The sequence below is a fragment of the Pseudomonas sp. P9_2 genome (genome assembly GCF_034008255.1).
Taxonomy (GTDB): Bacteria; Pseudomonadota; Gammaproteobacteria; order Pseudomonadales; family Pseudomonadaceae; genus Aquipseudomonas; species Aquipseudomonas synxantha_A.
The window spans coordinates 4,030,904-4,056,588 of the sequence record NZ_CP125376.1; the positions used below are offsets into that span (position 1 = coordinate 4,030,904).

The 25,685-nt window shown below is 59.5% G+C and carries 21 protein-coding genes; 6 read left to right on the forward strand and 15 right to left on the reverse strand.

All coding sequences use genetic code 11. The annotated features are described in order from the left end of the window. Positions 1-17 precede the first annotated feature (17 nt). The gene (locus QMK52_RS18060; protein ID WP_005789177.1) at positions 18-1,718 is read left to right on the forward strand and encodes a glutamine--tRNA ligase/YqeY domain fusion protein; all 1,701 of its coding nucleotides are present in this window, start codon (positions 18-20) and stop codon (positions 1,716-1,718) included. 19 nt (positions 1,719-1,737) lie between these two features. Next, entirely contained in the window at positions 1,738-3,120 is a 1,383-nt protein-coding gene (gene cysS / locus QMK52_RS18065; protein WP_320403167.1) for a cysteine--tRNA ligase, read from the forward strand. A 103-nt stretch (positions 3,121-3,223) separates the two neighbouring features. On the opposite strand, the gene QMK52_RS18070 is transcribed toward cysS, so the two are convergent. The 8 genes from QMK52_RS18070 to QMK52_RS18105 all read right to left on the reverse strand — a co-directional run bounded on the left by QMK52_RS18070 (position 3,224) and on the right by QMK52_RS18105 (position 11,658). Continuing rightward, on the reverse strand, positions 3,224-4,231 hold the full coding sequence (locus QMK52_RS18070) for a YiiX/YebB-like N1pC/P60 family cysteine hydrolase (RefSeq protein WP_005789174.1): 1,008 nt from the start codon (positions 4,229-4,231) through the stop codon (positions 3,224-3,226). Positions 4,232-4,484: 253 nt separating this feature from the next. After that, positions 4,485-4,823 carry a Na+/H+ antiporter subunit G gene (locus QMK52_RS18075; RefSeq protein ID WP_194438607.1) on the reverse strand — a complete coding sequence of 113 codons (339 nt, stop codon included), beginning with the start codon at positions 4,821-4,823 and terminating at the stop codon, positions 4,485-4,487. After that, a complete protein-coding gene (locus tag QMK52_RS18080; RefSeq protein WP_005789171.1) occupies positions 4,820-5,098 on the reverse strand; it encodes a K+/H+ antiporter subunit F in 279 nt (92 codons plus the stop codon). Before QMK52_RS18080 ends, QMK52_RS18075 begins: the two co-directional genes overlap by 4 nt. After that, a complete protein-coding gene (locus QMK52_RS18085) occupies positions 5,095-5,583 on the reverse strand; it encodes a Na+/H+ antiporter subunit E (RefSeq protein ID WP_194438605.1) in 489 nt (162 codons plus the stop codon). Before QMK52_RS18085 ends, QMK52_RS18080 begins: the two co-directional genes overlap by 4 nt. Next, complete coding sequence (locus QMK52_RS18090) at positions 5,580-7,262, reverse strand: monovalent cation/H+ antiporter subunit D (RefSeq protein ID WP_005789166.1); 1,683 nt, start codon at positions 7,260-7,262, stop codon at positions 5,580-5,582. Before QMK52_RS18090 ends, QMK52_RS18085 begins: the two co-directional genes overlap by 4 nt. After that, a complete protein-coding gene (locus tag QMK52_RS18095; RefSeq protein WP_005789164.1) occupies positions 7,259-7,603 on the reverse strand; it encodes a Na+/H+ antiporter subunit C in 345 nt (114 codons plus the stop codon). Before QMK52_RS18095 ends, QMK52_RS18090 begins: the two co-directional genes overlap by 4 nt. Continuing rightward, on the reverse strand, positions 7,603-10,524 hold the full coding sequence (locus QMK52_RS18100) for a monovalent cation/H+ antiporter subunit A (protein ID WP_122733449.1): 2,922 nt from the start codon (positions 10,522-10,524) through the stop codon (positions 7,603-7,605). Before QMK52_RS18100 ends, QMK52_RS18095 begins: the two co-directional genes overlap by 1 nt. Before the next feature lie 204 nt (positions 10,525-10,728). Further along, a complete protein-coding gene (locus QMK52_RS18105) occupies positions 10,729-11,658 on the reverse strand; it encodes a DMT family transporter (RefSeq protein ID WP_194438603.1) in 930 nt (309 codons plus the stop codon). 92 nt (positions 11,659-11,750) lie between these two features. Here QMK52_RS18105 and QMK52_RS18110 point away from each other — a divergent pair, with 92 nt between their 5' ends. After that, positions 11,751-12,314 carry a helix-turn-helix domain-containing protein gene (locus tag QMK52_RS18110; protein ID WP_005789160.1) on the forward strand — a complete coding sequence of 188 codons (564 nt, stop codon included), beginning with the start codon at positions 11,751-11,753 and terminating at the stop codon, positions 12,312-12,314. A gap of 147 nt (positions 12,315-12,461) precedes the next feature. Then, positions 12,462-12,821, forward strand: coding sequence for a hypothetical protein (locus QMK52_RS18115; RefSeq protein WP_005789158.1), 360 nt, complete (start codon positions 12,462-12,464; stop codon positions 12,819-12,821). 56 nt (positions 12,822-12,877) lie between these two features. Here QMK52_RS18115 and QMK52_RS18120 read toward each other — a convergent pair whose 3' ends face one another. After that, complete coding sequence (locus QMK52_RS18120) at positions 12,878-13,165, reverse strand: hypothetical protein (protein ID WP_032803606.1); 288 nt, start codon at positions 13,163-13,165, stop codon at positions 12,878-12,880. Between QMK52_RS18120 and QMK52_RS18125 the strand changes: the two genes are divergently transcribed. Then, positions 13,164-14,558 carry an FAD/NAD(P)-binding protein gene (locus tag QMK52_RS18125; RefSeq protein ID WP_005789157.1) on the forward strand — a complete coding sequence of 465 codons (1,395 nt, stop codon included), beginning with the start codon at positions 13,164-13,166 and terminating at the stop codon, positions 14,556-14,558. The genes QMK52_RS18120 and QMK52_RS18125 overlap by 2 nt on opposite strands. A gap of 168 nt (positions 14,559-14,726) precedes the next feature. On the opposite strand, the gene QMK52_RS18130 is transcribed toward QMK52_RS18125, so the two are convergent. Genes QMK52_RS18130 through QMK52_RS18145 form a run of 4 tightly spaced genes read right to left on the reverse strand, consistent with a single transcriptional unit; the run spans position 14,727 to position 19,344 of the window. Continuing rightward, positions 14,727-15,980 (reverse strand): efflux RND transporter periplasmic adaptor subunit, encoded by a 1,254-nt coding sequence (locus tag QMK52_RS18130; protein ID WP_005789155.1) that lies wholly within the window; start codon positions 15,978-15,980, stop codon positions 14,727-14,729. Next, positions 15,970-17,448, reverse strand: a complete 1,479-nt coding sequence (locus QMK52_RS18135) for a TolC family protein (protein WP_320403168.1) — start codon at positions 17,446-17,448, stop codon at positions 15,970-15,972. The genes QMK52_RS18130 and QMK52_RS18135 overlap by 11 nt, the downstream gene beginning before the upstream one ends. After that, on the reverse strand, positions 17,441-18,640 hold the full coding sequence (locus QMK52_RS18140; protein ID WP_320403169.1) for an ABC transporter permease: 1,200 nt from the start codon (positions 18,638-18,640) through the stop codon (positions 17,441-17,443). Before QMK52_RS18140 ends, QMK52_RS18135 begins: the two co-directional genes overlap by 8 nt. Beyond that, on the reverse strand, positions 18,637-19,344 hold the full coding sequence (locus tag QMK52_RS18145) for an ABC transporter ATP-binding protein (protein WP_032803604.1): 708 nt from the start codon (positions 19,342-19,344) through the stop codon (positions 18,637-18,639). The genes QMK52_RS18140 and QMK52_RS18145 overlap by 4 nt, the downstream gene beginning before the upstream one ends. Positions 19,345-19,700: 356 nt before the next feature. On the opposite strand from QMK52_RS18145, the gene QMK52_RS18150 reads away from it, so the two are divergent. Then, positions 19,701-20,432, forward strand: coding sequence for a TetR/AcrR family transcriptional regulator (locus tag QMK52_RS18150; protein WP_005789149.1), 732 nt, complete (start codon positions 19,701-19,703; stop codon positions 20,430-20,432). 93 nt (positions 20,433-20,525) lie between these two features. Here the strand turns inward: QMK52_RS18150 and QMK52_RS18155 are convergent, their stop codons facing one another. Both QMK52_RS18155 and QMK52_RS18160 read right to left on the reverse strand, forming a co-directional pair. Beyond that, entirely contained in the window at positions 20,526-24,206 is a 3,681-nt protein-coding gene (locus QMK52_RS18155) for a YncE family protein (RefSeq protein WP_320403170.1), read from the reverse strand. Positions 24,207-24,494: 288 nt separating this feature from the next. Continuing rightward, positions 24,495-25,556 carry an FUSC family protein gene (locus QMK52_RS18160; RefSeq protein ID WP_320403171.1) on the reverse strand — a complete coding sequence of 354 codons (1,062 nt, stop codon included), beginning with the start codon at positions 25,554-25,556 and terminating at the stop codon, positions 24,495-24,497. Positions 25,557-25,685 lie beyond the last annotated feature (129 nt).

A 25,685-nucleotide genomic window follows, 5' to 3' on the forward strand; every position in this document is an offset into this window, starting at 1 on the left:
GTCTGTTCAAGGATCCTATGAGCAAGCCCACTGTCGACCCTACCTCGAATGCCAAGGCCGGACCTGCCGTCCCGGTCAATTTCCTGCGCCCGATCATCCAGGCGGACCTGGATTCGGGCAAGCATACGCAGATCGTCACCCGCTTCCCGCCAGAGCCCAACGGCTACCTGCACATTGGTCACGCCAAGTCGATCTGTGTGAACTTCGGCCTGGCCCAGGAGTTCGGTGGCGTCACGCACCTGCGTTTCGACGACACCAACCCGGCCAAGGAAGACCAGGAATACATCGACGCCATTGAAAGCGACATCAAGTGGCTGGGCTTCGAATGGTCCGGTGAAGTGCGCTATGCCTCCAAGTATTTCGACCAGTTGTTCGACTGGGCTGTCGAGCTGATCAAGGCCGGCAAGGCCTATGTGGACGACCTGACCCCGGAGCAGGCCAAGGAGTACCGTGGCACGCTGACCGAGCCGGGCAAGAACAGCCCGTTCCGCGACCGTTCGGTGGAAGAGAACCTGGACTGGTTCAACCGTATGCGCGCCGGTGAGTTCCCGGACGGCGCCCGCGTGCTGCGTGCCAAGATCGACATGGCCTCGCCAAACATGAACCTGCGCGACCCGATCATGTACCGCATCCGCCATGCCCACCACCACCAGACCGGTGACAAGTGGTGCATCTACCCCAACTACGACTTCACCCACGGTCAGTCGGACGCCATCGAAGGCATCACCCACTCCATCTGCACCCTGGAGTTCGAAAGCCATCGCCCGCTGTACGAGTGGTTCCTGGACAGCCTGCCGGTGCCGGCGCACCCGCGTCAGTACGAGTTCAGCCGCCTGAACCTGAACTACACCATCACCAGCAAGCGCAAGCTCAAGCAACTGGTGGATGAAAAGCACGTGCATGGCTGGGATGACCCGCGTATGTCCACGCTGTCGGGCTTCCGTCGCCGTGGCTACACCCCGGCGTCGATCCGCAACTTCTGCGACATGGTCGGCACCAACCGTTCCGACGGTGTGGTCGACTTCGGCATGCTGGAATTCAGCATCCGCCAGGACCTCGACGCCAACGCCCCGCGCGCCATGTGCGTGCTGCGGCCGTTGAAGGTGGTGATCACCAACTACCCTGAAGGCCAGGTCGAGAACCTCGAGCTGCCGCGTCATCCGCAGAAAGAAGAGCTGGGCGTGCGCAAATTGCCGTTCGCCCGCGAAATCTACATCGACCGCGATGACTTCATGGAAGAGCCGCCCAAGGGCTACAAGCGCCTGGAGCCGAACGGCGAAGTGCGCCTGCGCGGCAGCTACGTGATCCGTGCGGACGAAGCGATCAAGGACGCCGATGGCAACATCGTCGAACTGCGCTGCTCGTACGATCCGGACACCCTGGGCAAGAACCCTGAAGGCCGCAAGGTCAAGGGCGTGGTCCACTGGGTGCCGGCAGCCGCCAGCATCGAGTGCGAAGTGCGTTTGTATGATCGTCTGTTCCGCTCGCCGAACCCTGAGAAGGCCGAAGACAGCGCGAGTTTCCTCGACAACATCAACCCTGACTCACTGCAAGTGCTCACAGGTTGTCGTGCCGAGCCATCGCTTGGCGACGCACAGCCGGAAGACCGTTTCCAGTTCGAGCGCGAAGGTTACTTCTGCGCAGATATCAAGGACTCCAAACCTGGTGCTCCGGTATTCAACCGTACCGTGACCTTGCGAGATTCGTGGGGCCAGTGATTCTGTTTAAGGAGCTGTCGTGCTAACGATCTACAACACACTCAGCAAGACCAAAGAAGTCTTCAAGCCGCTGGATGGCAACAAGGTGCGCATGTACGTGTGCGGCATGACCGTGTACGACTACTGCCACATCGGCCACGGCCGCAGCATGGTTGCCTTCGACCTGGTGACCCGCTGGTTGCGTTTCAGCGGCTATGACCTGACCTATGTGCGCAACATCACCGACATCGACGACAAGATCATCAACCGCGCCAACGAAAACGGCGAGTCGTTCGACGCGCTGACCGAGCGCATGATCGCTGCCATGCACGAGGACGAGGCGCGCCTCAACATCCTCAAGCCGGACATGGAACCGCGTGCCACGGATCACATACCTGGCATGCACGCGATGATCCAGACCCTGATCGACAAGGGCTACGCCTACGCCCCGGGCAATGGCGACGTGTACTACCGCGTCGCCAAGTTCATGGGCTACGGCAAGCTGTCGCGCAAGAAGATCGAAGACCTGCGCATCGGCGCGCGCATCGAAGTCGACGAAGCCAAGCAGGACCCGCTCGACTTCGTCCTGTGGAAAGGTACCAAGCCCGGCGAGCCAAGCTGGGAATCGCCGTGGGGCCCTGGGCGTCCGGGCTGGCACATCGAATGCTCGGTGATGTCCACCTGCTGCCTGGGCGAGACCTTCGACATTCATGGCGGCGGCAGCGACCTGGAGTTTCCGCACCACGAAAACGAAATCGCCCAGAGCGAAGCTGCCACCGGCAAGACCTACGCCAATGCCTGGATGCACTGCGGCATGATCCGCATCAATGGCGAGAAGATGTCCAAGTCCTTGAACAACTTCTTCACCATCCGCGACGTGCTGGAAAAGTACCACCCGGAAGTGGTGCGCTACCTGCTGGTGTCCAGCCACTACCGCAGCGCCATCAACTACTCGGAAGACAACCTCAAGGACGCCAAGGGCGCCCTGGAGCGTTTCTACCACGCGTTGAAAGGCTTGCCTTGCGTGGCTCCGGCCGGCGGCGAAGCCTTCGTGGCACGCTTTACTGAAGTCATGAACGACGACTTCGGCACCCCCGAAGCCTGCGCCGTGCTGTTCGAGATGGTGCGTGAGATCAACCGCTTGCGTGAGAGCGACCTCGACGCAGCGGCCGGTCTGGCGGCGCGCCTGAAAGAACTGGCGAGCGTGCTGGGTGTGTTGCAGATGGAAGCCGATGACTTCCTGCAAGCCGGCGCTGAAGGGCGTGTGGATGCCGCAGAAGTAGATGCACTGATCCAGGCGCGTCTGGCTGCTCGGGCTAACAAGGACTGGGTGGAATCCGACCGTATCCGTGACCAACTGACCGCGATGGGTGTGGTGTTGGAAGACGGGAAGGGCGGGACGACGTGGCGGTTGGCTGACTAACCGTTGGTAGCAACACGCAGAATGAAAAACGCCCCGACTGGTTTGGGGCGTTTTTGAATATGAATATTGGAGACTTGGCTTGTTGTAGGCGTGATGCATGCGGTCAATAGTGAGAGAATAATTCTGTCTTCTTCTCTGCGAGCATTACTAGGGTTTCGTATAGTACTATTAATTGTCCGAATGTTTTGTTTGGGTAATTTTTATAGTTCTCGCGCGTTATATAAAGAGATTCTAAGTGGCGGCTTAGCTGATGCTGTGCCATGCTTAACTCGTTTTGGGCGATCTCTGCTCTCTTCTGTTTATCGGTCGCCCACTTTTCAAATTCAACTTGGCTGTACCGCCAAGGACTTTCTTCGATATCAATTTTCCATAGTTCCAAGTAACCAGATTTGATTGTTAAATTGGCAATGATATCGTCCGCACCCTCAGTGGTAATGGCTAAGGCTTCGAGGTCGTGCAAAGTCTGGATGGAGTCTCCGTATAGTTTTCTAACGCTTTCGAGTAGCTTTTTGATTGTGTCAGTATGTATTTTAATTTTGTTCTTTGAATCGTCGTTTATAAGCGCTACCAGCTCTTCAGGGACGCGGATAACTGCCTTTTCAACCAGTTCGAGCGTTGGAGAGTTGAAAATTTCGACTGGAGTGCAGCTGAATGGAGTGGCCGATAACTTCAGGCCCGCATGGCTGTAGGCTTGCGCTACCAGCCTTGAGCAAAATTGAAGGCTTGAAGGCTTTTCAAGGTCGACTTTTAAATGCCCAAACCATTCTTTCTTGAAAAGGGGCGCCGCCTTCATGGCCTCCCATATAGAATATACAGTGCCAATTTTTAATCGAGCATATTGATCAATGATTTTCAACGTCTCAGGTGAAAGAGACGGGTTATATCGCTTTAGGGCGATTTGATTCGGGTGTTCAACAAGTAATCTCTGTGCATTAAAAGAATGAACACCTCCTTTTTTATCCGCATGTATGCAGCTGCCATAACCTACGCAAAGCATGACGTGCGAATAGTTGCCGCCGGTAAAGTTTCTTATAGTCTTGCTTGTGAGACTTGTTTCGGTGGTGAAAACGATATCTCCGGGCTTCATCAGTGCCAAGTCGATCGAGTACATTTATTGTTCTCTCATGTTGTATGGGGAAAGGTTTAGTGCTGGATCGACCGGGCGCTTCCCGATGTGGTGCGTATCGGGATGATGTTGAGTTGGCGCTATTGGCGGCGCGTATCCGATCGTTTGCCTGGCGCCAAACCCAATGTGGGAGCTGGCTTGCCTGCGATATCGGTTTATCAGTCACAGCATCATTGACTGAAACTCCGCTATCGCAGGCAAGCCAGCTCCCACATTTTTACTGTGTCCGCTTGATTAATCAGCGACGGCTGCTGACTTCAGCCGGCACATCGTCACCGGCCATGCGCTTGCGGAACAACGCGGTACGCGCCAGCAGCAGGGTAGTCACCGGCACGGTGATCGACAGCAGAATCGGGATCAGCCACCCGTGCAACACCGGCCCGGACTTGAGCACCGAAAAATAGATAATCGACGCCAGTGCCGCGCACCATGCGCCCAATGTCGAGGCGAGTGCCGGCGGGTGCATGCGTTGGAAAAACTCCTTCATCCGCAGCAAGCCTATCGCGCCAATCAAGGCAAACACGCTGCTGAGCACCAGCAGCACCCCCACTATCACTTCAACCCATAACGGCATCATTCAATCACCTCCCCACGCAGCAGGAATTTGGCCAGGGCAAACGAGCCGACGAAGCCGAACAGCGCAATCAATAGCGCCGCTTCAAAGTAAGTGTCACTGGCGTAGCGAATACCCAGTACCAGCATCATCAGCATCGCCAGGATGTACAGGTAGTCCAGCGCCAGGACTCGGTCCTGGGCGGAGGGGCCTTTGAACAGGCGGATCAGTGTCAGCACCATCGCCAGCGAGAACAGGAACAGGCTGAACAGGATCGCATTGGAGAGCAGGGCGCTCATTCGAAGATCTCCATCAGGGGCCGCTCGTAGGTGGCTTTGAAGTGCTGGATAAACAGGGCTTCATCGTCAAGGTCGAATACGTGCAGCAGCAAGATGCTACGGTCCAGCGCCAGTTCTGACCAAATGGTGCCGGGGATCACCGTGGTAATCATCGACAGCGCGGCAAGGCCGTTGGGGCTGTGCAGGTCCAGGGGGATCTTGATGAAGCGCGAGCGCGGCGGGCGTGTGCCGCAGGTCAGTACACCCCATGCTACTTGCAGGTTGGAGACGATCACGTCGCGGCCCACCAACAGGAACAGGCGCAGGATCACGCCAGGGCGACGCAGGCTGATCGGCTGCGGGCGTAGCGGCGCCATCAGCAAAGGCGCGAGAAAGCCCAGCAGCGCGCCCAGCAGCAGGTTGCCGGGGCTGATCGACAGGTTCAGCAGCAGCCACAACACCCACAGGGCCAGCGACAACCAAGGTGCAGGAAACAGGCGCTTCATGGTTGCACCTCCAGCGCGGCGGCCTTGGCTTCAGGGCTCGGTACGGGCCGCGTGGCCATCACCGCCATCACATAGCTTTCCGGGTTGTTCAGGCTCTTGGCGGTGGCCAGGGTGTAGCGCATCAAGGGTTCGGCCTTGAACGTTAACGCGATGCTCAAGCCCAGCAGCACGAAGATCGGCACGCATTCGTAGCGTCGCAGCAGCGGGGAGGGGCGCTCTTCCGGGGTCCAGAAGCGCTGGATACCAAGGCGGGCGAAGGCGATCAGCGACGCCAGGCCAGACAAAATCAGTAACGCCACCAGGCCCCAGGCTGCAGGACGGATCGATTCGTCCACGGCGTTGCCCAGGCCCAGTGGGTTGATCAGCGCACTCAACAGGCTGAGTTTGCCGATGAACCCCGACAATGGCGGCATGCCGATAATCAGCAGCGCGCAGGCGATAAAGCTCAAGCCGAGGAAGGCCATGGTCCAAGGGATGACCTGTCCGACCACGGCTTTCTGCTCATCGTCCAGGTTCACACCCGGACGCGGATGCAGCGATTCCATGGCCTTGGGCAGCGCATCAATCTCTTCATCAAGCGGCAGGTCGTTGGCCGAGCGCGAACGCTCGATCAATTCCGCCAGCAAAAACAGCGCACTCAGTGCCAGGGTGGAGCTGACTAGATAGAACAGCGCCCCAGCGGTCAGGCTCGGCTGGGCAAACCCGACGGCCGACAGCAGAATCCCGGCCGACACCAGGATGCTCAGGCTGGCCATGCGCTCCAGGCGCTGCGCCGCCACCATCGCCAGTGCCGCGCAAATGATGGTCGCCATGCCGCCGTACACCAGCCAGTCGCCGCCAAACAGCGCCGAGGCGCCGGCCTGGCCGGAGAACAGCAGGGTCCACAGGCGCAGCACGGTGTACACGCCAACCTTGGTCATGATCGCGAACATCGCCGCCACCGGCGCACTGGCCGAGGAGTAGGCGGGCGCCAGCCAGAAGTTCAGCGGCCACATGCCGGCCTTGGCCAGAAACGCGGTCGCCAGGATCGCTGCGCCAGCGTGCAGCAGGCCGCGATCAGCCTCCGGCACCAGCGGGATTTTCAGCGCCAGGTCAGCGAAATTCAGCGTGCCGGTGACGCCGTAGATCATCGCCGCGCCAATCAGGAACAGCGACGACGCCAGCAGGTTGATCGCAATGTAATGCAGGCCGGACGACACCCGAGCACGACCCGAACCATGCAGCATCAGGCCGTAGGACGCCGCCAGCAGCACCTCGAAGAACACGAACAGGTTGAACAAATCCGCGGTGAGGAATGCGCCGTACAGACCCATCAGTTGGATCTGGAACAGCGCATGGAAGCTAGTGCCTGCACGGTCCCAGCGGGCCATGGCGAACAGCAATGCGCTTACGCCGATAACCCCGGTGAGCACCAGCATCAGCGCCGAGAGCTGGTCCACCACCAACACGATGCCGAACGGTACTTGCCAGTTACCCGGCAGGTACACGCCGATCGAGCCGGGCCCGCCTTTTTGTGTCCAGTACAGCAACAGGACGGCCACGCCCAGGCCGATCAAGCTGGAGACCAGGTTGATTTTGGCCTTCAGCGGCCGGCGTTTCTCGCCGAGCATCAGCATCAGTGCCGCCGTGAACAACGGCAGCAGAATCGGCGCAACGATCAGTTGATTAACCCAATTCATTCCTTCGGCTCCCGGCCATCCACATGGTCGGTGCCGGTCAGGCCCCGGGATGCCAGCAGCACCACCAGGAACAACGCGGTCATGGCGAAGCTGATCACGATGGCTGTAAGTACCAGGGCCTGGGGCAGAGGGTCGGTGTAGTTGAGCAGGTCTTGCGGCACGCCGTCCTTGATGATCGGCTCCTTGCCGATAAACAGGCTGCCCATACTGAAAATGAACAGATTGACCCCGTACGACAACAGGCACAGGCCCATCACCACCTGGAATGTCCGTGGCCGCAGCACCAGCCAGACGCCGGAGGCCGCCAGGACCCCAATGGCAATTGCGATGACTTCTTCCATCAGGCGGCTCCTTCGGTTGCAGCAACGACTTTGGGCTGGTTGCTCGGTTTATGTGCTCGCACAGATTGGTGGCCGAGGGCGGTCAGCATCAGCAGCGTCGAGCCCACGACCATGGCGTACACGCCAATGTCGAAGAACAACGCACTGGCGATATGGATATCGCCGAGCAGTGGCACGTGGAAATGCCAGGTATGGGTGGTCAGGAACGGGTACCCGGCGAACAGCGCGCCAAGGCCGGTCAAGGTCGCCGACAGCAGGCCGAAGCCCATCCAGCGCATGGGCCGCAGGCTCATCTGCGCTTCGACCCATTGGGTGCCCGCCACCATGTATTGCAGGATAAACGCTACCGACATCACCAGCCCGGCGACAAACCCGCCGCCTGGTTGGTTGTGACCGCGCAGGAACAGGTAGAACGACACCACCAGCGCAATCGGCAACAGCAGGCGCACCAGCACCGCCGGCACCATCATAAAGCCCAGGGCGGTGTCACTGGCCTGGCGCGGGTTGACCAGGTCTGTGGCCACGTCCGGTGCCAATTGGCGCTGTTGCGCCGGCAACTGCATGCTTTCCTTGGACGGACGGAAGCGGCGCAGCAGGGCGTAAACAGTCAACGCCACGGCGCCGAGTACGGTGATTTCGCCCAAGGTGTCGAAGCCACGGAAGTCCACCAGCATCACGTTCACCACATTGCTGCCGCCGCCTTCGGGCAGGGCTCGGCTCAAGTAGAACGAGGAGATATCGTTGGGTGTCTGGCGGGTCAGCATCGCGTAGGACAACAGCGCCATACCGCCGCCCACCACGGTGGACAGCAACAAGTCGCGCACCCGGCGAATGCGCGCCTTGCGCAAGGTGTTGGGCAATGGCCACACCTCTTCGATACGCCGTGGCAGCCAGCGCAGGCCGAGCAGGATCAGCACGGTGGTCACCACTTCCACCACCAATTGGGTCAGGGCCAGGTCCGGTGCCGAGAACCACACAAAGGTCACGCACGTCATCAGGCCGCACACGCTGACCATGGTCAGGGCCGCCAGCCGGTGGTACTTGGCTTGCCAGGCTGCGCCCAGGGCGCAGGCGATCGCCAGCAGCCACAGGGTGACGAACACAATGGAGCCCGGGATCTTCGGCCGGTCGCCCCAGGTGAGGCCACTGTTGATCATGGGGATCATGGCCCCGATCACCGCGACGATCACCAGCAGGAACAATTGGGTTTGCAGGCGCTTGGTGCTGATGCGTTTTTCGATCCTGCGCACACCGCGCATCATCACCACCAGGCAGCGCTCGAAGCCACGCTTGCCGTTGAAATAGCCGATCAGCGGCGGGTATTCGAAGCGGCCACGCTTGAGTTGCTTGCGCAGCATCAGGTACAGCACCACGCCGCCGGTCATTGCCACCAGGCTCATGATCATCGGCGCGTTCCAGCCGTGCCAGATCGCCAGGCTGTATTCGGGCAGCACACCACCGACCACGGGCAACGCCGCAGCGGCAAGGATCGAGCCGACCACCTGGGCCGGGAAAATCCCCACCAGCAGGCAGGTGAACACCAGCAATTCCACCGGCGCACGCATCCAGCGCGGTGGCTCGTGAGGCGTGTGCGGCAAGTCCGTAGCCGGTGGGCCGAAGAACACATCCACGGTAAAGCGCAGGGCGTAGGCCACGCTGAAGGTGCCGGCGATGGTCGCAATCACTGGCAGGGCGATTTCCACCCATTGGGTCGACGAGATAAACACGGTTTCGGCAAAGAACATCTCTTTGGACAGGAAGCCGTTGAGCAACGGCACCCCGGCCATCGACGCACTGGCCACCATCGCCAGGGTCGCGGTAAACGGGATCAACCGCACCAGCCCACTGAGCTTGCGGATATCCCGCGTGCCGCTTTCGTGGTCGATGATGCCCGCCGCCATGAACAGCGAAGCCTTGAAGGTGGCGTGGTTGAGAATGTGGAATACAGCGGCAACTGCAGCCAGTGGGCTGTTGAGGCCCAGCAGCAGGGTGATCAGCCCGAGGTGGCTGATGGTGGAGTAGGCCAGCAGGCCCTTGAGATCGTTTTGGAACATGGCGCAGTAAGCGCCGAGGAGGAGAGTGAGGGCGCCGGCACCGCCGACGATCCAGAACCATTCTTCGCTGCCGGACAGCGACGGCCACAGGCGGGCCAGCAGGAACACGCCGGCCTTCACCATCGTCGCCGAGTGCAGGTAGGCCGAAACCGGCGTCGGCGCCGCCATGGCGTGGGGCAGCCAGAAATGGAAGGGGAACTGCGCACTTTTGCTCAAGGCGCCGATCAGCACCAGGGCGAGCATGACCGGGTACAGCGAATGCGCGCGAATCTGGTCGCCCGCCGCCAGCACCTGGTCCAGGTCATAGCTGCCGACGATATGCCCCAGCAACATCACGCCCGCCAGCAGGCACAACCCGCCAGCGCCGGTGACCATCAGCGCCATATACGCGCCACGTCGCGCATCGGCACGGTGGTGCCAATAGCCGATCAGCAGGAACGAGAACAGGCTGGTCAGTTCCCAGAAGAATACGATCTGGATCAGGTTGCCGGAGATCACCAGGCCAAGCATGGCGCCCATGAAGGCCAGGAAAAACGCAAAGAAACGCGGCACCGGGTCGTCCGGCGACATGTAGTAGCGCGCATACAGCGACACCAGCGTGCCGATACCCAGCACCAGCATCGAGAACAGCCAGGCAAACCCGTCCATGCGCAACACGAAGTTCAGCCCAAGACTGGGCAACCACATGAATTCTTCACGTATCACGCCACCATGGGCGATCTGGGGGTAGAGCAGGGCGACTTGAATAGTACCGACCAATGCCACCAGGCCGGCCAACAGGGATTCGGTGTTACGTGCGTTATGCGGCAGCAAGGCCGCCAGACAGCTGCCGATAAAAGGCAGAAGCAGTAGAACTATCAGGGACATAGGCTTCTAATCTGCGGGAGTTTGGGATGCATCATACGTGCCGCTTTCACGATCACCAAACGGCAAGATGTGGCAGGATCCTACAAGGTAGGCCGAAACCTCTCATTTGGCACTGGTTCAAAACCCTTGAATTGAAACGCCGCCCCCTGTGGGAGCCGGGCTTGCCCGCGATGACGATAGAGCAGGCGCCACAGCATTTGCAGATTATCCCTGACGCTCCTGTTCCAGGGCATCGGCGAGTTCAACTGCCTTCTGCCCCTTCGTCTTCATCTCACTCACAATCACCGCCACCACAATCAACACCGCCCCGACCATTGCAATCGGCGGGAAGCGCTCCCCGGCAATCCGCCCGACCACGCCTGCCCACACCGGCTCGCCGGCATAGATCAGGGTAGCCCGGGTTGGCGAAACACTTTGCTGTGCCCAGTTCATCGCCACCTGGATCACCGCACTGGTCAAGCCCAGACCCACGGCACTGAACAGCAGCAACCACGAAAAGCCCGGCAACGCCTCGCCCATCGGCACCACCATCATGAACGACAGCACCGAAGCGGTGGCCAATTGCACAACGGTCACCCGGCGAATATCCACTTGGCCGGCAAATGCGCTGATCAAAATGATCTCGGCCGCTATTGCCACGGCACCGATCAGCGTGGCGATTTCACCCGGGCTGAAATTCAGCGAGGCCCCCGCCGGTCCGGTCAACAGCATCAACCCGGCAAACGCCAGCATGATGCCGATGCTGGGCATCAAGCCGGGGCGACGGCCCAGCACCAGCCACTGCAACAGCGGTACAAACGGTACATACAAGGCGGTGATAAACGCCGATTGGCTGCTCAAGATGCTTTGCAGGCCGATGGTCTGCAAACCGTAGCCGAACATGATCGCCACCCCGATAAACACCCCGGCCTTCAATTCGAACAGGGTCAGGTCGCGCAGGGTGCGCAAGGAAAAGAACCCCACCACAAGCGTCGCCGCCGCGAAGCGCAGCCCCACAAAAAACATCGGCCCGCTGACGGTCATGGCGTGCTGCACCAGCAAAAAGGTGCCGCCCCAGATCATGGTGATCACCACCAGGATGCATTCGGCTTTACTGAAACGGTTGAAACGCGAAGGGGAGTTCGGGGCGGTCATGGCGGCTCGGTCTTGCAAGGGGAAGGCACGGACCGCACAATGCGCCGCACGCTGGGCAGTATACTGCGCACACCCACCTATTGAGCAATATAGTGCACAAAGAAAATCCGCAACGGGCTTCGGTCCTGCAGCATGTCAGCCAGAACGTTCGTCGCCTGCGCCATGCAGCGGACCTGAGCCAGACCGCGCTCTCGGAAAAATCCGGTGTCAGCCGGCGCATGCTGGTGGCGATTGAAGCGGGGGAGAAGAACGTCAGCTTGTCCACCCTCGACCGCGTGGCCGAAGCGCTGGAGGTGGCGTTCAGCGACTTGATCCAGGCACCGGATGCGCCTGACCATAGTCGTATCAATGAGCTGGCTTGGGCCGGCGATATACCCGGCAGCAAAGCCGTACTGCTCGCCAAAGCCAACGCCCGGCGCGAAGTGGAATTGTGGGAGATGCGCCTGGAGCCGGGGGATCGCTACAGCCCCGAGCCGGACCCGGAAGGTTGGAGTGTGCAGTTGTTCGTGTATGAAGGTGCATTGACCCTGATTCTCGACGACAAAGAACACACCGTCGCGGCCGGTGAGTTCTACATGTTCGCCAGCCGCCAATCCCACGGCTATCGCAATGAGGGTGATGTGGCGGTGCGATTTGTTCGTAATGTGGTGATCTGACCGGGCCGTCAACTGGTTTATACCTGTTAGTTTTCACAGTAGAGCAAGCCTGAAAATACATGTTTACTCCATTCGCCCGCCAGTGAGTCTTGAGTTGCTTCGGCAATTTGGGCGACGCCAGCGTTATCAGAAAATGGAGATTTCAAGATGATCACGAAACTGCACAAAGTTGTTACGGTCACCAGCGCCTCGATCAATCCACCCTACATTCAGGAAGCCGTCGGCACGGTTATTCATCTTACTGCTGTAGTAAACGGCGGCACTTATGTAGTCGACGCTTACGAAGGGATGGAAGAGGGTGATCTGTTGACGGTGTTCTACAAGAGCAGCATTGACGAGTGGAAGGCATTTTATGTGGTGAGCGCCAGCGACGTTGGTCGGCCAATTATTTTCATGCTGCCGGCGGAGGCGTTCGTTCTAGGGGCGGCGTCAGCCCGTTACATGATCACTTCCCCCTCGGGTAATGTGGTGCAATCCCCTGTCGCAGAGTATGAGGTCATACGCTGAACCGCTTTCTTAGCAGTTAAAACCGTAGGCGCTTACCAGCGCCTTCGGTTTGTGCGTCACGAGTCTAATTGCTTAAACTTGCGGAGCTGGAAACAACAGTGGGTCTCCATCGACCGATAGGTCCGGTTGACGGCATCGCTGATATTGCAGGTCACTGAACCTGTTGCGTTGGCCTTGCGCCGTTTCGTCGTGCCTTTGACTTTCATATCGCCATTTGTAAGGGTGACGATTCGTGTACCACTTTGCGCTTTATTGAGGTGTACTGTCTCCTCGGCGGGGTCCAAAGTAACCGGCACACTTGCGCTGGAGGCAGTATAGGGACGGAATGTGAGGCGAACCTGCATGAGTGAATCCTCCCACAACGCTGATGTACTGATTATCGGCGGTGGCCTGAGCGGCACGATGCTCGCCGTGCAGCTGCTGCGCCTGCCGGGCACGCGGCGCATCCTGGTGATCGAGCCGCGTGCTGAGCTGGGGCGCGGCGAGGCCTACAGCGCAGTCGAGCTGGGCCACACCTTGAACGGCAATGCGGCGCGCATGAGTGTAGACCCGGACAATGCCGACGACCTGACCCAATGGCTCACCGACTACATCGCCGGCGGTGAGTGGCCGGAGTCGGACCAGCAGCACGTGCCGGTCAGCGAACTGTTCCCGCCGCGGGGGATTTTCGGGCTGTATGCGCAACAGCGCCTGGCCGAGGCCAAGGCGCTATCCACTTCGATCGTCGAGCATATCCGTGCTGAAGGGGTCGACCTGCAAGTCGATGCAACGTCGACGCGGGTCACCCTCGATAATGGCGAGCAACTGCGTGGCTCCTTCGCGGTCTTGGCCACCGGCATGTTTCCGGCAGCGCGCACGCCACAGACCGAGTCCACTGGGCTGAACGCCGCCGCGCTGGATCCCTGGGACGTGCAGTCCATGACTCAGCTCGACCCGCAATCAACGGTGCTGATCATCGGCTCCGGGTTGACCATGGTCGATGCCGTGGTCTCACTGGAACAGGCTGGGCATCGCGGCCCTGTCGAGATTTTTTCACGCCACGGCCTGTTGCCCCATGTGCGGCGGCAACCACCGGGTTGGGACGACTTCCTGGCCGCGGACCACCGCCTGCGTAGCCCGCGGCAATTGCTGCGCGAGGTGCGACGCCAATGTCGGTTCGCGCTGGCGCAAGGCATCGACTGGCAGGCGCCGCTGGACACTGTGCGCGGGCACATCGCACGCTTGTGGAGCCAGGCCAGTGAAATTCAGAAGCGCCAGTTCGTGCGACATGTGCGGCCATGGTGGGAAAGCCATCACCACCGCTCGCCACCGTTGAGTGCGCAGTTGGTGGCGCGCTTGCAGGAAGAAGGGCGGTTGCGGATACGTGCGGCGTCGTTCAAGGGGCTGGTGCCTGCGGATGAGGGGGTTGCCATTGCGGTGCGCTATCGTGGCGAGCAGGGGATCACACAGGTTTCGGGAGCGGCGCTGATCAACTCCAGCGGCATCGAGTACGACTGGCGCCGCGTGGCCCGGCCGTTGCCGCAGCAATTGCTCAAGCGCGGGTTGATCCAGCCCGGGCCGTTGGCGTTGGGGATTGCGGCGCATGCGCACGGTGCAGTGTTGGATGCCCAAGGCCAGGTCAGCCAGCGACTATTTGCCATGGGGCCGCCGTTGCGGGGCATGTGGTGGGAGAGCACGGCGGTGACGGATGTGGCGCTTCAGGCCAAGGCACTGGCAACCAAGCTCACACAGATCTAAGTGGGGGAGGTGAGCAAGCCCTGATCCGCGAAGTGAACGTCAATGCTTAAAGCAACGAAAATCAAATGTGGGAGGGGGCTTGCTCCCGATGAGGGCGTGTCAGTAAATACATTTGTGGCTGATGCACCGCTATCGGGAGCAAGCCCCCTCCCACAGGTTGATCTGCGCTTATCTTGAGGTTTTCACAAAGCCTGGCTTGAGTCCGAATACCTCAACGCCCTGGGGCGTCGATTGCCCGGTGGTGACCTTCACCCGCTCTACCGGTTTATCCATCGCTGGTCGGTACTCCACCGTCATATCTGCCTGGATCGCCTGACTGGGAATCACGAGCGCCTGGTCATTGTTGTAGGTGACGATGGTCAGCCGCGCACTCATGCCCAGACGCACCCGTTGCAGCTGTTGCGGTGTTAGCTTGGGGATCGACAGGGTCACCGGAAACTGCGCGCTGCCCTGGTTGTCGCTGGCGATGGCCAAGCCACTGACCACGCTGACTGAGCCGGTCAGCCGTTCGCCGTCAAATCCATCGCCCATTACTTCCACCGCCTGGCCCTGGTGCAATTGGTTGATGTCCAGTTCGGAGACCTTGGCGACGATTTTCAGCCGCTCGATATTGGCCAGGCCAAACAGCACCTGACCCTGGCTGACCTTGCTGCCGGCCTGTACCGGCGCGTTGTTGTTGCCACCCCCTTGGGCGGTGTTGCTGCTGCCGGGCGCGGGCACCACGATACCGGAGAACGGTGCCTTGACCTCCTTGCCTTCAAGGAGTTTTTGCAAGGCTTGGTATTTTACCGTGGCATTGGTCAGCTCCATTTCGGCAATCTGTCGGTATTCGCCTCTGCCTTGGTCCTGGGCCTGTTGCAGTTCGCTGCGCGCCGCTGCCAGGTCGAGTTGCTGCTGTTGGGTTTGCTGCTTGAGATCGTCCAGCTCGTTGCGCGGAATGATGCCGCGCTTGAACAGGTTTTCGCTTTCGGTGAGCTTGCGTTGGGTGTTGCCAGCGGTCATTTCAGCGGTGCGCAAGCTGCGGCGGGCACGGCTGACGGCGGGGCTGCTGTCCCAGTCCTGCATTTCCTGTACGGCACGCCGGGCCTTGAGCTGGGCGGAGAGGGCGTCGCGCAACTGCACTTCCAGAGTCGCCGGGTCCATGCGCAACAGCACCTGGCCGGCCTCGACGCGCTGGCCTTGTTCGACCAGGTTGGCCAACACGTTGCCGTCGAACGGCGCCGTGAGGGTGACGGTAGTGTCGGGCTCGATCTTGCCCACCAGGCCGATCTGGTGCACCAGCGGGTCGGGTTTTACCTCCAGCCATTGCTCGGCGGTGCTGGCCTGTTCGACGCTGCTGCGTTGGTTGAGCAGGCTGACTGCCGCGCCTGCCAGCAGCACGATCAAGGCGACGGCCAGCAAGCGTTTTTGATTAGTAGTCATTGAGTGCGATTTCCCAACTTTCCAGCGTCATGCCCAGGGTCAGATCGAGCTGGGTCTGGGCGTTCAAATAAGCGATCAGCGCGTTGAGCTGGGCGTTTTCGGCGTTGCGCAGGTCGGTTTCGAAGCTCAACACCTGGAAGTTAGTGGAGCGCCCGGCACTGAGTTTTTCCCGTTCGATTTCGATCTTGCGCCGTGACAACTCCACGGCACGCTTGGAAATTTCATATTGGCGCCAGCGGGTGCCGAGGTCACGCACCACGTTGTTGACGTTGCGCTCCAGCTCCTGGCGCGCATCGGTAATGCGGATTTCCTGGTCCTCGACGTTCACTCGCGCACGTACCTCGGCCTGGCGCGTGCTGATGTCGCCAATGGGGATCTGCACCTGCACCCCGGCGTAGCTGTCCCAGGTACGGTTATTGTCATGGCCGTTGTCGTTGTCGGTGGCGGCGCGCACCTGGTTGGCGCCGGCCACCAGGTCCACTTGCCAGCGCCCGGAGTCCTTGGCGATCACCAGGTTGAGGTCGGCCTGTTGGCTGCCGAGCAGGGCGGCGAGGTATTCCGGTTGCTGGTTCTGCGCCAGGGTGAAGGCTTGGCGTTGGTCGATTTCCATGGGGTTGGCCTCCAGGGCTTCGGTGGCGCGCACCGGTGTCGACAGGTCCAGCGCCAGCAGGCGCAGCAAGGCCAGGCGGCTGGTGTCCAGTTGATTGCGAGCTTCTTCCACGCCCAACTGCTGGGTGGCGATGTCGGCTTCGGTTTGGACGATCTCGAACTCGGCCATGCGCCCGGCGCTGATCAGTGCCTTGTTCACGTCCAGCAAGGTGTTGGAGCGCTTGAGTGCGTCCTGCACGATCACCAGTTGTTCCTGGGCACGCAGCAGTTCGCGATAGGTGGCGATGATCTGGCTGATGGTCTGCGCCACGGTGGCCTTGAGGTTCAAACGGTTGGCCTGCTCGGCCAGGCGCGACAGGCGCAGCGGCGCGGTGGTGGCGTCCCAGCCGGCGCCGCGCATCAGCGGTTGGATGATCGCCAGGTCGAGCCCGTCGCTGCGGTAACGGCCGGCGCGGTTGGCGTTGTTCAACTGCTGGGTCCAGGCCATGCTCAAGCGCGTGCCGTATTCGCCGAGCAGGCTGCTGGTCGGCGCCAGATTGGCGTTGCGCACGTTGTCCTGGGAGCCACGGGAGGTACGGTAGTTACTGTTGAGGGTCAGCTTGGGGTTGAACACGTCCTCGGCGACACGCAGGTCAAACTTCTGCGCCACCCGTTGCAGGTAGGCGCTACGTATCGCCGGGTTGTTGCGCAGCCCCAGGTACACCGCGTCACCCAGGGTCATGGTGGTGGCCTGGGCATTCAGCGACACGCCGCGCTCGTAGCCGCTGCGGGTACTGCTGGGCGCCGAAGGGTTGATAACCATCTCGGCAGTCATGCCCGGCAGGCTGATCAGCAGAAGGAGCAGCCCGCACTTATTCATCGCGCAGGGCCTCCACCGGCTGTAACCGCGAGGCCGAGACCGCCGGGTAGATGCCAAAGAACAAACCTACCAGTAACGTACTGCCCACCCCCAGGGGCAGGGCGGCCACCGCCAGGGCAAATGCCCAGCCCGACAGCCACGCATACAGCCAGGCGGCGGTCATGCCCAGCACCGCACCGCACAGCGCACCCACGGCGGTGAGCGTGACGGCTTCGAGCAGGAACAGGTTACGGATATCGCGCTGACGTGCGCCCAGGGCCATGCGGATGCCGATCTCGCGACGGCGCTCGGACACATTCATCAGCATCACGTTCATCACCCCGACACCGCCGCCCACCAGGGAAATCGCGCCAAGGGCCAGCAGCAGGTAGGCGAAGGTGCGACTTTGGCGCGTCATGCCGTCGATCATCTGCTGGGGCACCGTGATATTGACGTCGTGGTCGCTGAGTTGGGGTTGCAGCGCAGCGGCGGCGTCCCTCGCGATACGCTCCATGTCCTGCCCTGGCGCCGCACGGATGATCACATTGCTGATCTGCGGGCTGGCATAGATGCGACGCATACCTTCGGCCGGAATAAACAACGACTCGTTGGCCTGCACCGGCATCAGCATGGCCCGGGGTTGGTCGTGCAGGATGCCCACGATCAGAAACAGGTAGTCGTTGATGCGCACGCGGTCGCCCAGTTGCAGTGGGTCGCCCGGCGCACTGAGGGCCTGGGCAAGTGGGTCACCAATCACAGCGAAAGTTTCGCTGGCGTCGAAGGCCGACAGGAAGCGCCCCTCGCGCACGGCCAGGCGCATGGCGGCCTGTATACCCGGCGTGCTGCCGACCAGGTTGGCATTAGTGGTGCGTCCATGAAACACGATGGGCCCGCTGAACAGGCTGAGCGCGCCGATATGGGCAATGCCCGGTACGGCCAGGCGTACGGCCTCGAGGTCGAGTTGGGTACGCATCGGCACATTGCTGCTGCCCTTGGGCGGGAACTGCGCGATGAGGGTATCGGTGCCCATGTCCTTGAAGATCATCGCGGCATCCACCGCCGCGTTGTGGCCGATATTGATCAGCGCCACTACCGAGGAACTGCCGATCACAATGCCCAGCAGCGCCAGGATCGAACGTTTGCCCAGGGTCCGCAGGCTGATCAAGGCTTCATGCAGCAGTTGGCTGAGGCTCTGCTCGACCCGCAGGCTCATAGGCGCCCGGCCTCGTGCACCACACCGTTGCGCACCAGGATCTTGCGCTCCAGGCGCTCGGCAATGTGGGCGTCGTGGGTGACGATGATCAGCGTCACCTGCTGCTCACGGTTAAGGCTCAGCAGCAGGTCCATGATTTCCTGTGCGGTGGCGCTGTCGAGGTTGCCGGTGGGTTCGTCGGCGAGGATCACCGAGGGTTTGCCGACCAGTGCGCGGGCAATGGCGACGCGCTGACGCTGGCCGCCGGAGAGGTCGGCCGGGCGATGGTGGGCGCGCTCGGCCAGGCCGACTTGATCGAGCATACGCTGGGCCTGTTCCACCGATTCATGCCGCGATACGCCGCGATAACTCAAGGGCAGTGCGACGTTGTCCAGGGCGCTCAGGCGTGGCAGCAGGTTGAAGCTCTGGAACACAAAACCGATCTGCTGGTTGCGGATCGCGGCCAGTTCGTCGGGCGTGGCGTTGAAAATATCGTGACCGGCAAAGTGGTACTGGCCGCAGTTGGGCAGGTCCAGCAGGCCGAGGATATTGAGCAGGGTGCTCTTGCCGGAACCGGAGGCACCGAGGATGCCGCAGCTGTCACCGCGAGCGATGGACAGGCACACGTCATTGAGAATGCTCAGTTCCTGCCCGGCGAGCTGATAGCGCTTGCCGATGCCTTGCAGGGAGATCAAGCCGGGTTGCGTGGGGGTGTCTGTCATCATGACTACGCCTGCAGTCACGACGGTACTGCCATGCCCCCGGAAAATCCTTGTAACAAGTTCGGGAGCTGCCTGTACGCGTCACGGACTGGTTTTATTTCTTGTTTTTAAAATATTGTTTGAATAGTACCTGCGTTCAATCTGCTTCGCCAGCCATGGATGTAGAGCGGTTTTACCCTTTGAAACGTTTTGCCGAATGCAGGTTTCGGACCGGTAGAAATGCTTTCAATCGGTCTCGATAGCCCGGTTATACAGGCTTTTAGTGATATGGCGGAGTGTCACTACTTGCTTTCGCCGGGCCGCCCCGGTATAAAAAATCAAATTATTTTTTAAAACAATATTTCCGCCGTGGAACCCTTATGGTCGCGAAGAAACTCAGCGCTCCAAACGTTACCAAGACTCGATTGCTGGATGCGACAGAGGCCCTCTTCATCAAGTACGGCTACGACGCCGTGTTGCTACGCCAGATAACCGAACGCGCCCAGGTCAACCTGGCGGCGGTGAACTACCACTTCGGGGACAAGGACTCCCTGATGAAAACCCTGCTGATGCAACGCCTGGAGCCGCTCAACGAGCAGCGCCTGGAATTGCTTGCCCGCTGCGAAGCCGAGTCCGATGGCCCGCTGGATTGCGACACGCTGCTCGGCGTGCTGTTCGCCCCGGCCATGGGCCTGGAGCGCAGCGATCCGGCCAGCGGGGAAGGGCGTTCGTTCATTCGCTTCCTTGGCCGGGTCTACAGCGACACCTCGCCGTTCATTCAGGAATACCTCAAGGTGCATTACCAGCCGGTTTTCCAGCGGTTCTTCGAAGCCTTCGCCCTGGCCTTGCCGGATTTGCCGCGTAATGAGCTGGGCGTGCGCCTGCAATTTGCCCTCAAGGCCATTTCCGGGGTCATGGCCGGCACCGAACTGCGCCTGCTGATGAACTCCATGAGCCTGGGCCGCCCGGCGACGGATGCGGAGGTGATGGCGAAGTTGATTACCTTGGTGTCGGCGGCGATTCGAGTGCCGCAGCAAAGCCCGGAAGCTGAAACCGCGTTGGCCAAGGTGCTGGATACTCAACGGGCGATTCGTGAACAAGCGGTACGCTGACCCGGTGTGAGCTAACTCTTGCCTATCAGGTGTAGCAGACATGAAAAAAGCCCTGAACCAATCAGGGCTTTTTCATTGGTGATGCTTGCGTTGTTAAAGATCCACAATGGTGACGGTATTGCTTCCGGAGTTAGCGACAAACATCCTCGTTCCCTCTGAGTTGACCACAATAGCTCTGGGTTGGTCGAAGCCTTCGAGGGTGTTGATGAGTTCGAATGTTTCGCTGTCGTACAACTTTACCGTATTGCCAGATCTTTCGGTCACATAGATAACGCCAGTGCGAGGGTTGGCCGCTACACCCCATGGAGTTTTGAGGCCGTCAATGCTTCTAATAGTTGTCGGGACATTAGTGCTGTTGTCGAGAACCAGTAGTTTATTGGCATCGGCTACCGTAGCGTAAAGCCTTGAGTTGACTGGGCTGTGAGCAAAGGCGGTGAGTACCCCTCCTGGAGACGGCCCAGAACCGAAGTCCGCATACGTAATTGCATTGTGAACTCTCATACTCGTGGATCCCCACGTTCCATAAGTAATGGTTGACTGTCTATTGAGCCCTAGTGCCGGGGCATGGATAGTGCTACCGCTCGATTCGTATGCATTGAAGTGAGCCGTGACCGTGTTAGAGGCAGTACTTATTACTGAAGAGGTATGATTGTACCAAGGAGTGCCTGCGGTTCTAATGAAGTAGTAGGCGCTGCTTCCGGCATATATTTTCGTTCCGTCGTTATTGATGCATAGCTCACCAGTTTGGTAAGTGGCTATCGCTTTTATTGTTGCCCAAGAACTGGTATTCAATACCAGTACGTCGTTCAAAAAATTGGGCGCTTGGTATCTGGCATTGGAAATACTTACATAAAGCACGTTGCCGTCAGGTTTTAGCGCCACTCCGCGCGGTTGATATGAGAGCGGATGGGTACTGATAACTTCACCCCCATCTGCATCGAATACGGTAATGCCATAGCCGCCAGTTCCCGTGCTGGCAACGTACACCCGTTTATCATCCGAGCTAATGGCAAGGTATGTCGGCCCATTCCTGACCGTTACGTTGCCCACGATTTCCCCTGATACTTTTTTTATTGTATAGCTCACAGGCTTCAACGGTTGTGCTGAGGCCTTGTCGTCATGTTCTTCCAAGTTTACAAATACATGCACGTCCAGTGGGTCACCCTCTTTCAATGAGCGCAGATAACTCGAAGGTATTTCTGCGCTGATCAGTTTGGCGTTGGCCTCACCAGGGCTCACCACTGCGCCGGTTCGTAGTTCATGGTATTGGCTACTGCACAAGTCAATATAAACGGGCTGTCCAGCTTTCATGAACCGCCATCCCCGCACTTCTATGCGATGGGATTTACTGGTATCGATCACACCGGAGGGCGCACTGGGCACACTCACCAAATTCCACTCTTGCGCTGACAGTGCCTGGATCATCAATGTCAATTCATCGGACTTGGTGGTCTTGCTGGTCTCGATAAGGTTGTAATAAATCGTGCATTTATCGGCCAGATACGCTGCCACAAAAGCATGTGGCACAGTGAAGCTGACGTAGTTTTCTCCAGGTTCGGGCGTGGCGGGTTTGGCCGGAATATTCGGCATGCCGACACCCGGCTTGCCGACGATGAACACTTTGATATCCGACCCAGGTGGGAACTTGTCCGATACCACGCGAATAGTCACCACCGGTCGATTAGGCGGCAGCACGTGCAATGGGTCGAGGCTGGCCTGGTCCGGGCCTGTCGGCGTCGCCTCGAGCACGGTGGGGGCTTTCAGTTCGAGCTTGGAGCCCACCTTTATGTTCACCGCGTGAGAAAACCGCGTCAGTACGTTTTCGCGCCAGCGCGTGTAGTAGATGCGCATGGTCTTGTCGATATTGGCAAGGATGTAGCTACGCTCCAGTTTGAAGCGCAGATCTCGCCCGACCCATTGACGCCGTATCGGAAACGCCTGCGCAGGTGCTGTTCCGCCAGGCGCGCTGCCCTCACAGTAAAGCGTCACGATATCGTTGAGCAGAAAGTCAGGGTTACTCTTGACCACGATATTGGCGTGCTCGGTGGATTGTTCGGGGTCGAATTGATACAGCGGCGCCGGCGCTTCCATGACCTCAGGCTCCGGCAATGAGGCCACTGCGTTGCCGACGTTGACTGTCACGTCCATTGAAGTGCGCACGTCATCCCCATTGTCCACCTGATAAAGAAGCCTGAGTGTGCCGCCTTCAAGACCGGCAATCACGCCGTTCGGGCCGTTGGCAATGGGAAATAACACATCGCCCCCTCCCGCAGATTCGTAGATTTCGTCGTAGTAGCGAGTGCCGTTGGCTTTCGTGCCCTCGAGGATCAGAATCACCAGATCAAAGGGGTCCTGGCCCAGTTCGGGGTACGCCCTGACAACAATGTTAACAAGCGGTGATTGTGGGTCGAGGACGCCGCCGGGCGCTTCCAGCACTACGGGTGGCGGCAGGCGCATATCGATGGGCGTACCGATGACATTAAAGATGTTGCCGTCGGAGTAACGGTTGGGCACGTCGCTGCGAATGCGCTCATAGGACAGCTGGAACTGCCCGCTGATAAGGGGGCGCAGGTCGGCATTCGGGAAGGGCAGGGTGATAAAGCTCAGTGAGGTAAGCGGTGGAGAGTTGTAGGTGGTGGTGATAACGCCACCGCTCGAACGGCCCTTGACGGTTACACGCACAACATCCTCAAGGGCAAAGTCCGGGCCTGGGGTGTTAATAAAGATGGTTGCATCGCGCCCATTGAGTTGATCGTGGTCAAGGGTATTGTTCGGGGCTTCGAGCACAAGCGCTTTGGGTAAGAGCGGCTCAGCCCCGTCGTCAAGCCTGACATTCAACAGCAGCGCCGGTGACCAGCCGAGGGACGCGTTGCCGACCTCGTCGATGATTTCATATTCACACACATGGGAACCACTGCGTACCTGCTTCCAGAAGCCATCATAAAGCGTGAAGGTGATGTCTTCACGTCCGGAGGCTTGGCTTTCGGTGAGCGGAAGGATGGGCGCCGCGATCCCATTAATGCGCAAGCGAATACGGTCACGTGTGGCCCGGTAGGTGCTGGGTTCCTGGGTCGCATCGACCGGGTAGAACTTGAAGGTAACCGGTACCCCCTTGTGTGCGTCGGCCTGCGTCACTCCAAAAATGATGATGTGCTCAGGGAACACCGGAATCGGCAGGTTTTCGTTTTGCAGCGTACTGCCGATCGGGTTGCGACCAGCGGGGGCCACGGTATCGACCTTCAGATTGAAGTGTTTGGTTTCTTTGGGCGTGCCACCGAGGCGAGTCACTCTCATGAACACCGGGTTGACCGGACCATCAGGAAGACGGGTTCGAGGGATGTACAACGGAATCATACGACTCTTGTCGACGTCATCCTGGGTGACGTTATAGGTCGCGACAGGGATTAGCAGGTCTTCGCTGAACAGCTCTACGAAGTCGTCCTTAGCCATATTCAGGTAGGCCAACAGGTTGCACAACAGCCCCAGGTCCCGATGAACCTCCAGAGCCGCTTTGTTTATGCCACCATCGAAGCCGACGACTGTTTGCGTCAAGCCCGGAATATAGAGGGGCAACACCTCGAACGGCACGTTTTTAAAGCTATCGGAGGTGATGGTGCCCTGGATTGACTGTGGCGGTAGGAAGTAGCTGCGGTTAAGGGGCCGGGGGCCGGACAGGTCAATGGCCTCTTCTGCCGACTCTGACAATTGCCCTGAGTCGATCACGGGCAATGGCGCGGCGTTTGTGACGACTGAAAGGTCAGTGTTTTGGCTCATGGAAAAATCCCTCCGCAAATTAATTAGCTCACTGGAGGAATTAAGCGTCTCGGAAGACGAATGGGATAGCTGTGAGAAATGACAGTGGCGACGAATGGTCTGGATAAAGAAACACTGATTGCCATAGTGCAGGCAAAAAAAAGCCCGCTGGGGCGGCGGGCTTGATATGCAACGTTTGTAACGGATGAGGCTTTACCCTACGTTCTGGGATGTGAACAAATCGTGAAAAATATGTAAGAGAAAGTGTGAATGTGTGACGGCCATAAAATAGTCGAGGCGTTCACCTATTCAGATCTTCCAGCGGCCAGCGCTTTTGGCCAAGCGTTGACGCATCGCATCGACATTCGCTGCCAATTGCACCGTCAATAATCGATACCCATCCAGCGCACTGTAAACCGGCGCATCCAATGCAGACTCACTGCCAGCTCTGGGGCCTGTGCGCTCCAAGCGCTCGGTGACCCCCGATTTCAACGCCCGCGCCATCCCCACCAACTGCACTCGAATCTGCCGGTGCTCGGCCTTGAGCATCACCTGCATCCGCGCCGTGGCCTGCTTGTCGCGCGGATCTGGCCGGGTATTGCCGAGAATCTCCAGGGTACTGATGCACATGCGCAGGTGACGCTGGATCGCGTCCAGTTCGGTCATGGAGATCCGCACTTCCTTGGACACCGACGGCATCAACGAGCGCAGTTGCAACATTGCTGCATTCAGGCGGTTGAGCAGCTTGAGGTGTTCATCATCGGTCACCGATTGGCCACCGATGATGCGGCTGTAGATCTGCGCGCAATCACGCAATGCACTGGCCAGGTTGTAGCGCCATGAGTACACCGCATACAGTGGCAGGGCGAAGGAGAAGGCCAGGGCCAGTACGATGCCGATCAGGATATCGACGGTGCGCCACAAGCCATCAGAGATCGGATTGTCCCCGTGGCCGGCAACGATAAACACCGTGATCGCCGACAGCAGCGCGATGTAACCGCCCTTGCCGATGGCATGGTAGGAAAAGAACCCGCACACCACCGACATCAACAGATAGGTCAACAGCGGCAGGCCGAAGTAAGCCTGTTGCACCACCAGCAGTAAACCGACGCTGGCGCCGATCAAGGTGCCGTAAGCGCGCTCCACGGCTTTTTTGCCGATATTGCCATGGTGCTGCAAGCCGCCGATCACGATCAGCATGGTCACCGATGCCCATTCCCCGTGAGGCAGGTTCAGGCCGCTGGTGAGCAGGATGGTCGCCAGCAAACCGACGGATACGCGCGCGGCGTGGATCAGCTTGGCGTGGCGAAAGCGCCGGTACGGGTCGAGCAGGGGGCGCAGCAGGCGCCGGGCAAAAATGGGCAGGTTCATCGGTATTGAAGTGGCCTCAAATGTATGAATGTGCTCGACTCAATGTAGGAGCTGGCTTGCCTGCGATAGCATCACCGCGACCTGACTGAAAGACCGAGACGCCGGCATCGCAGGCAAGCCAGCTCCCAC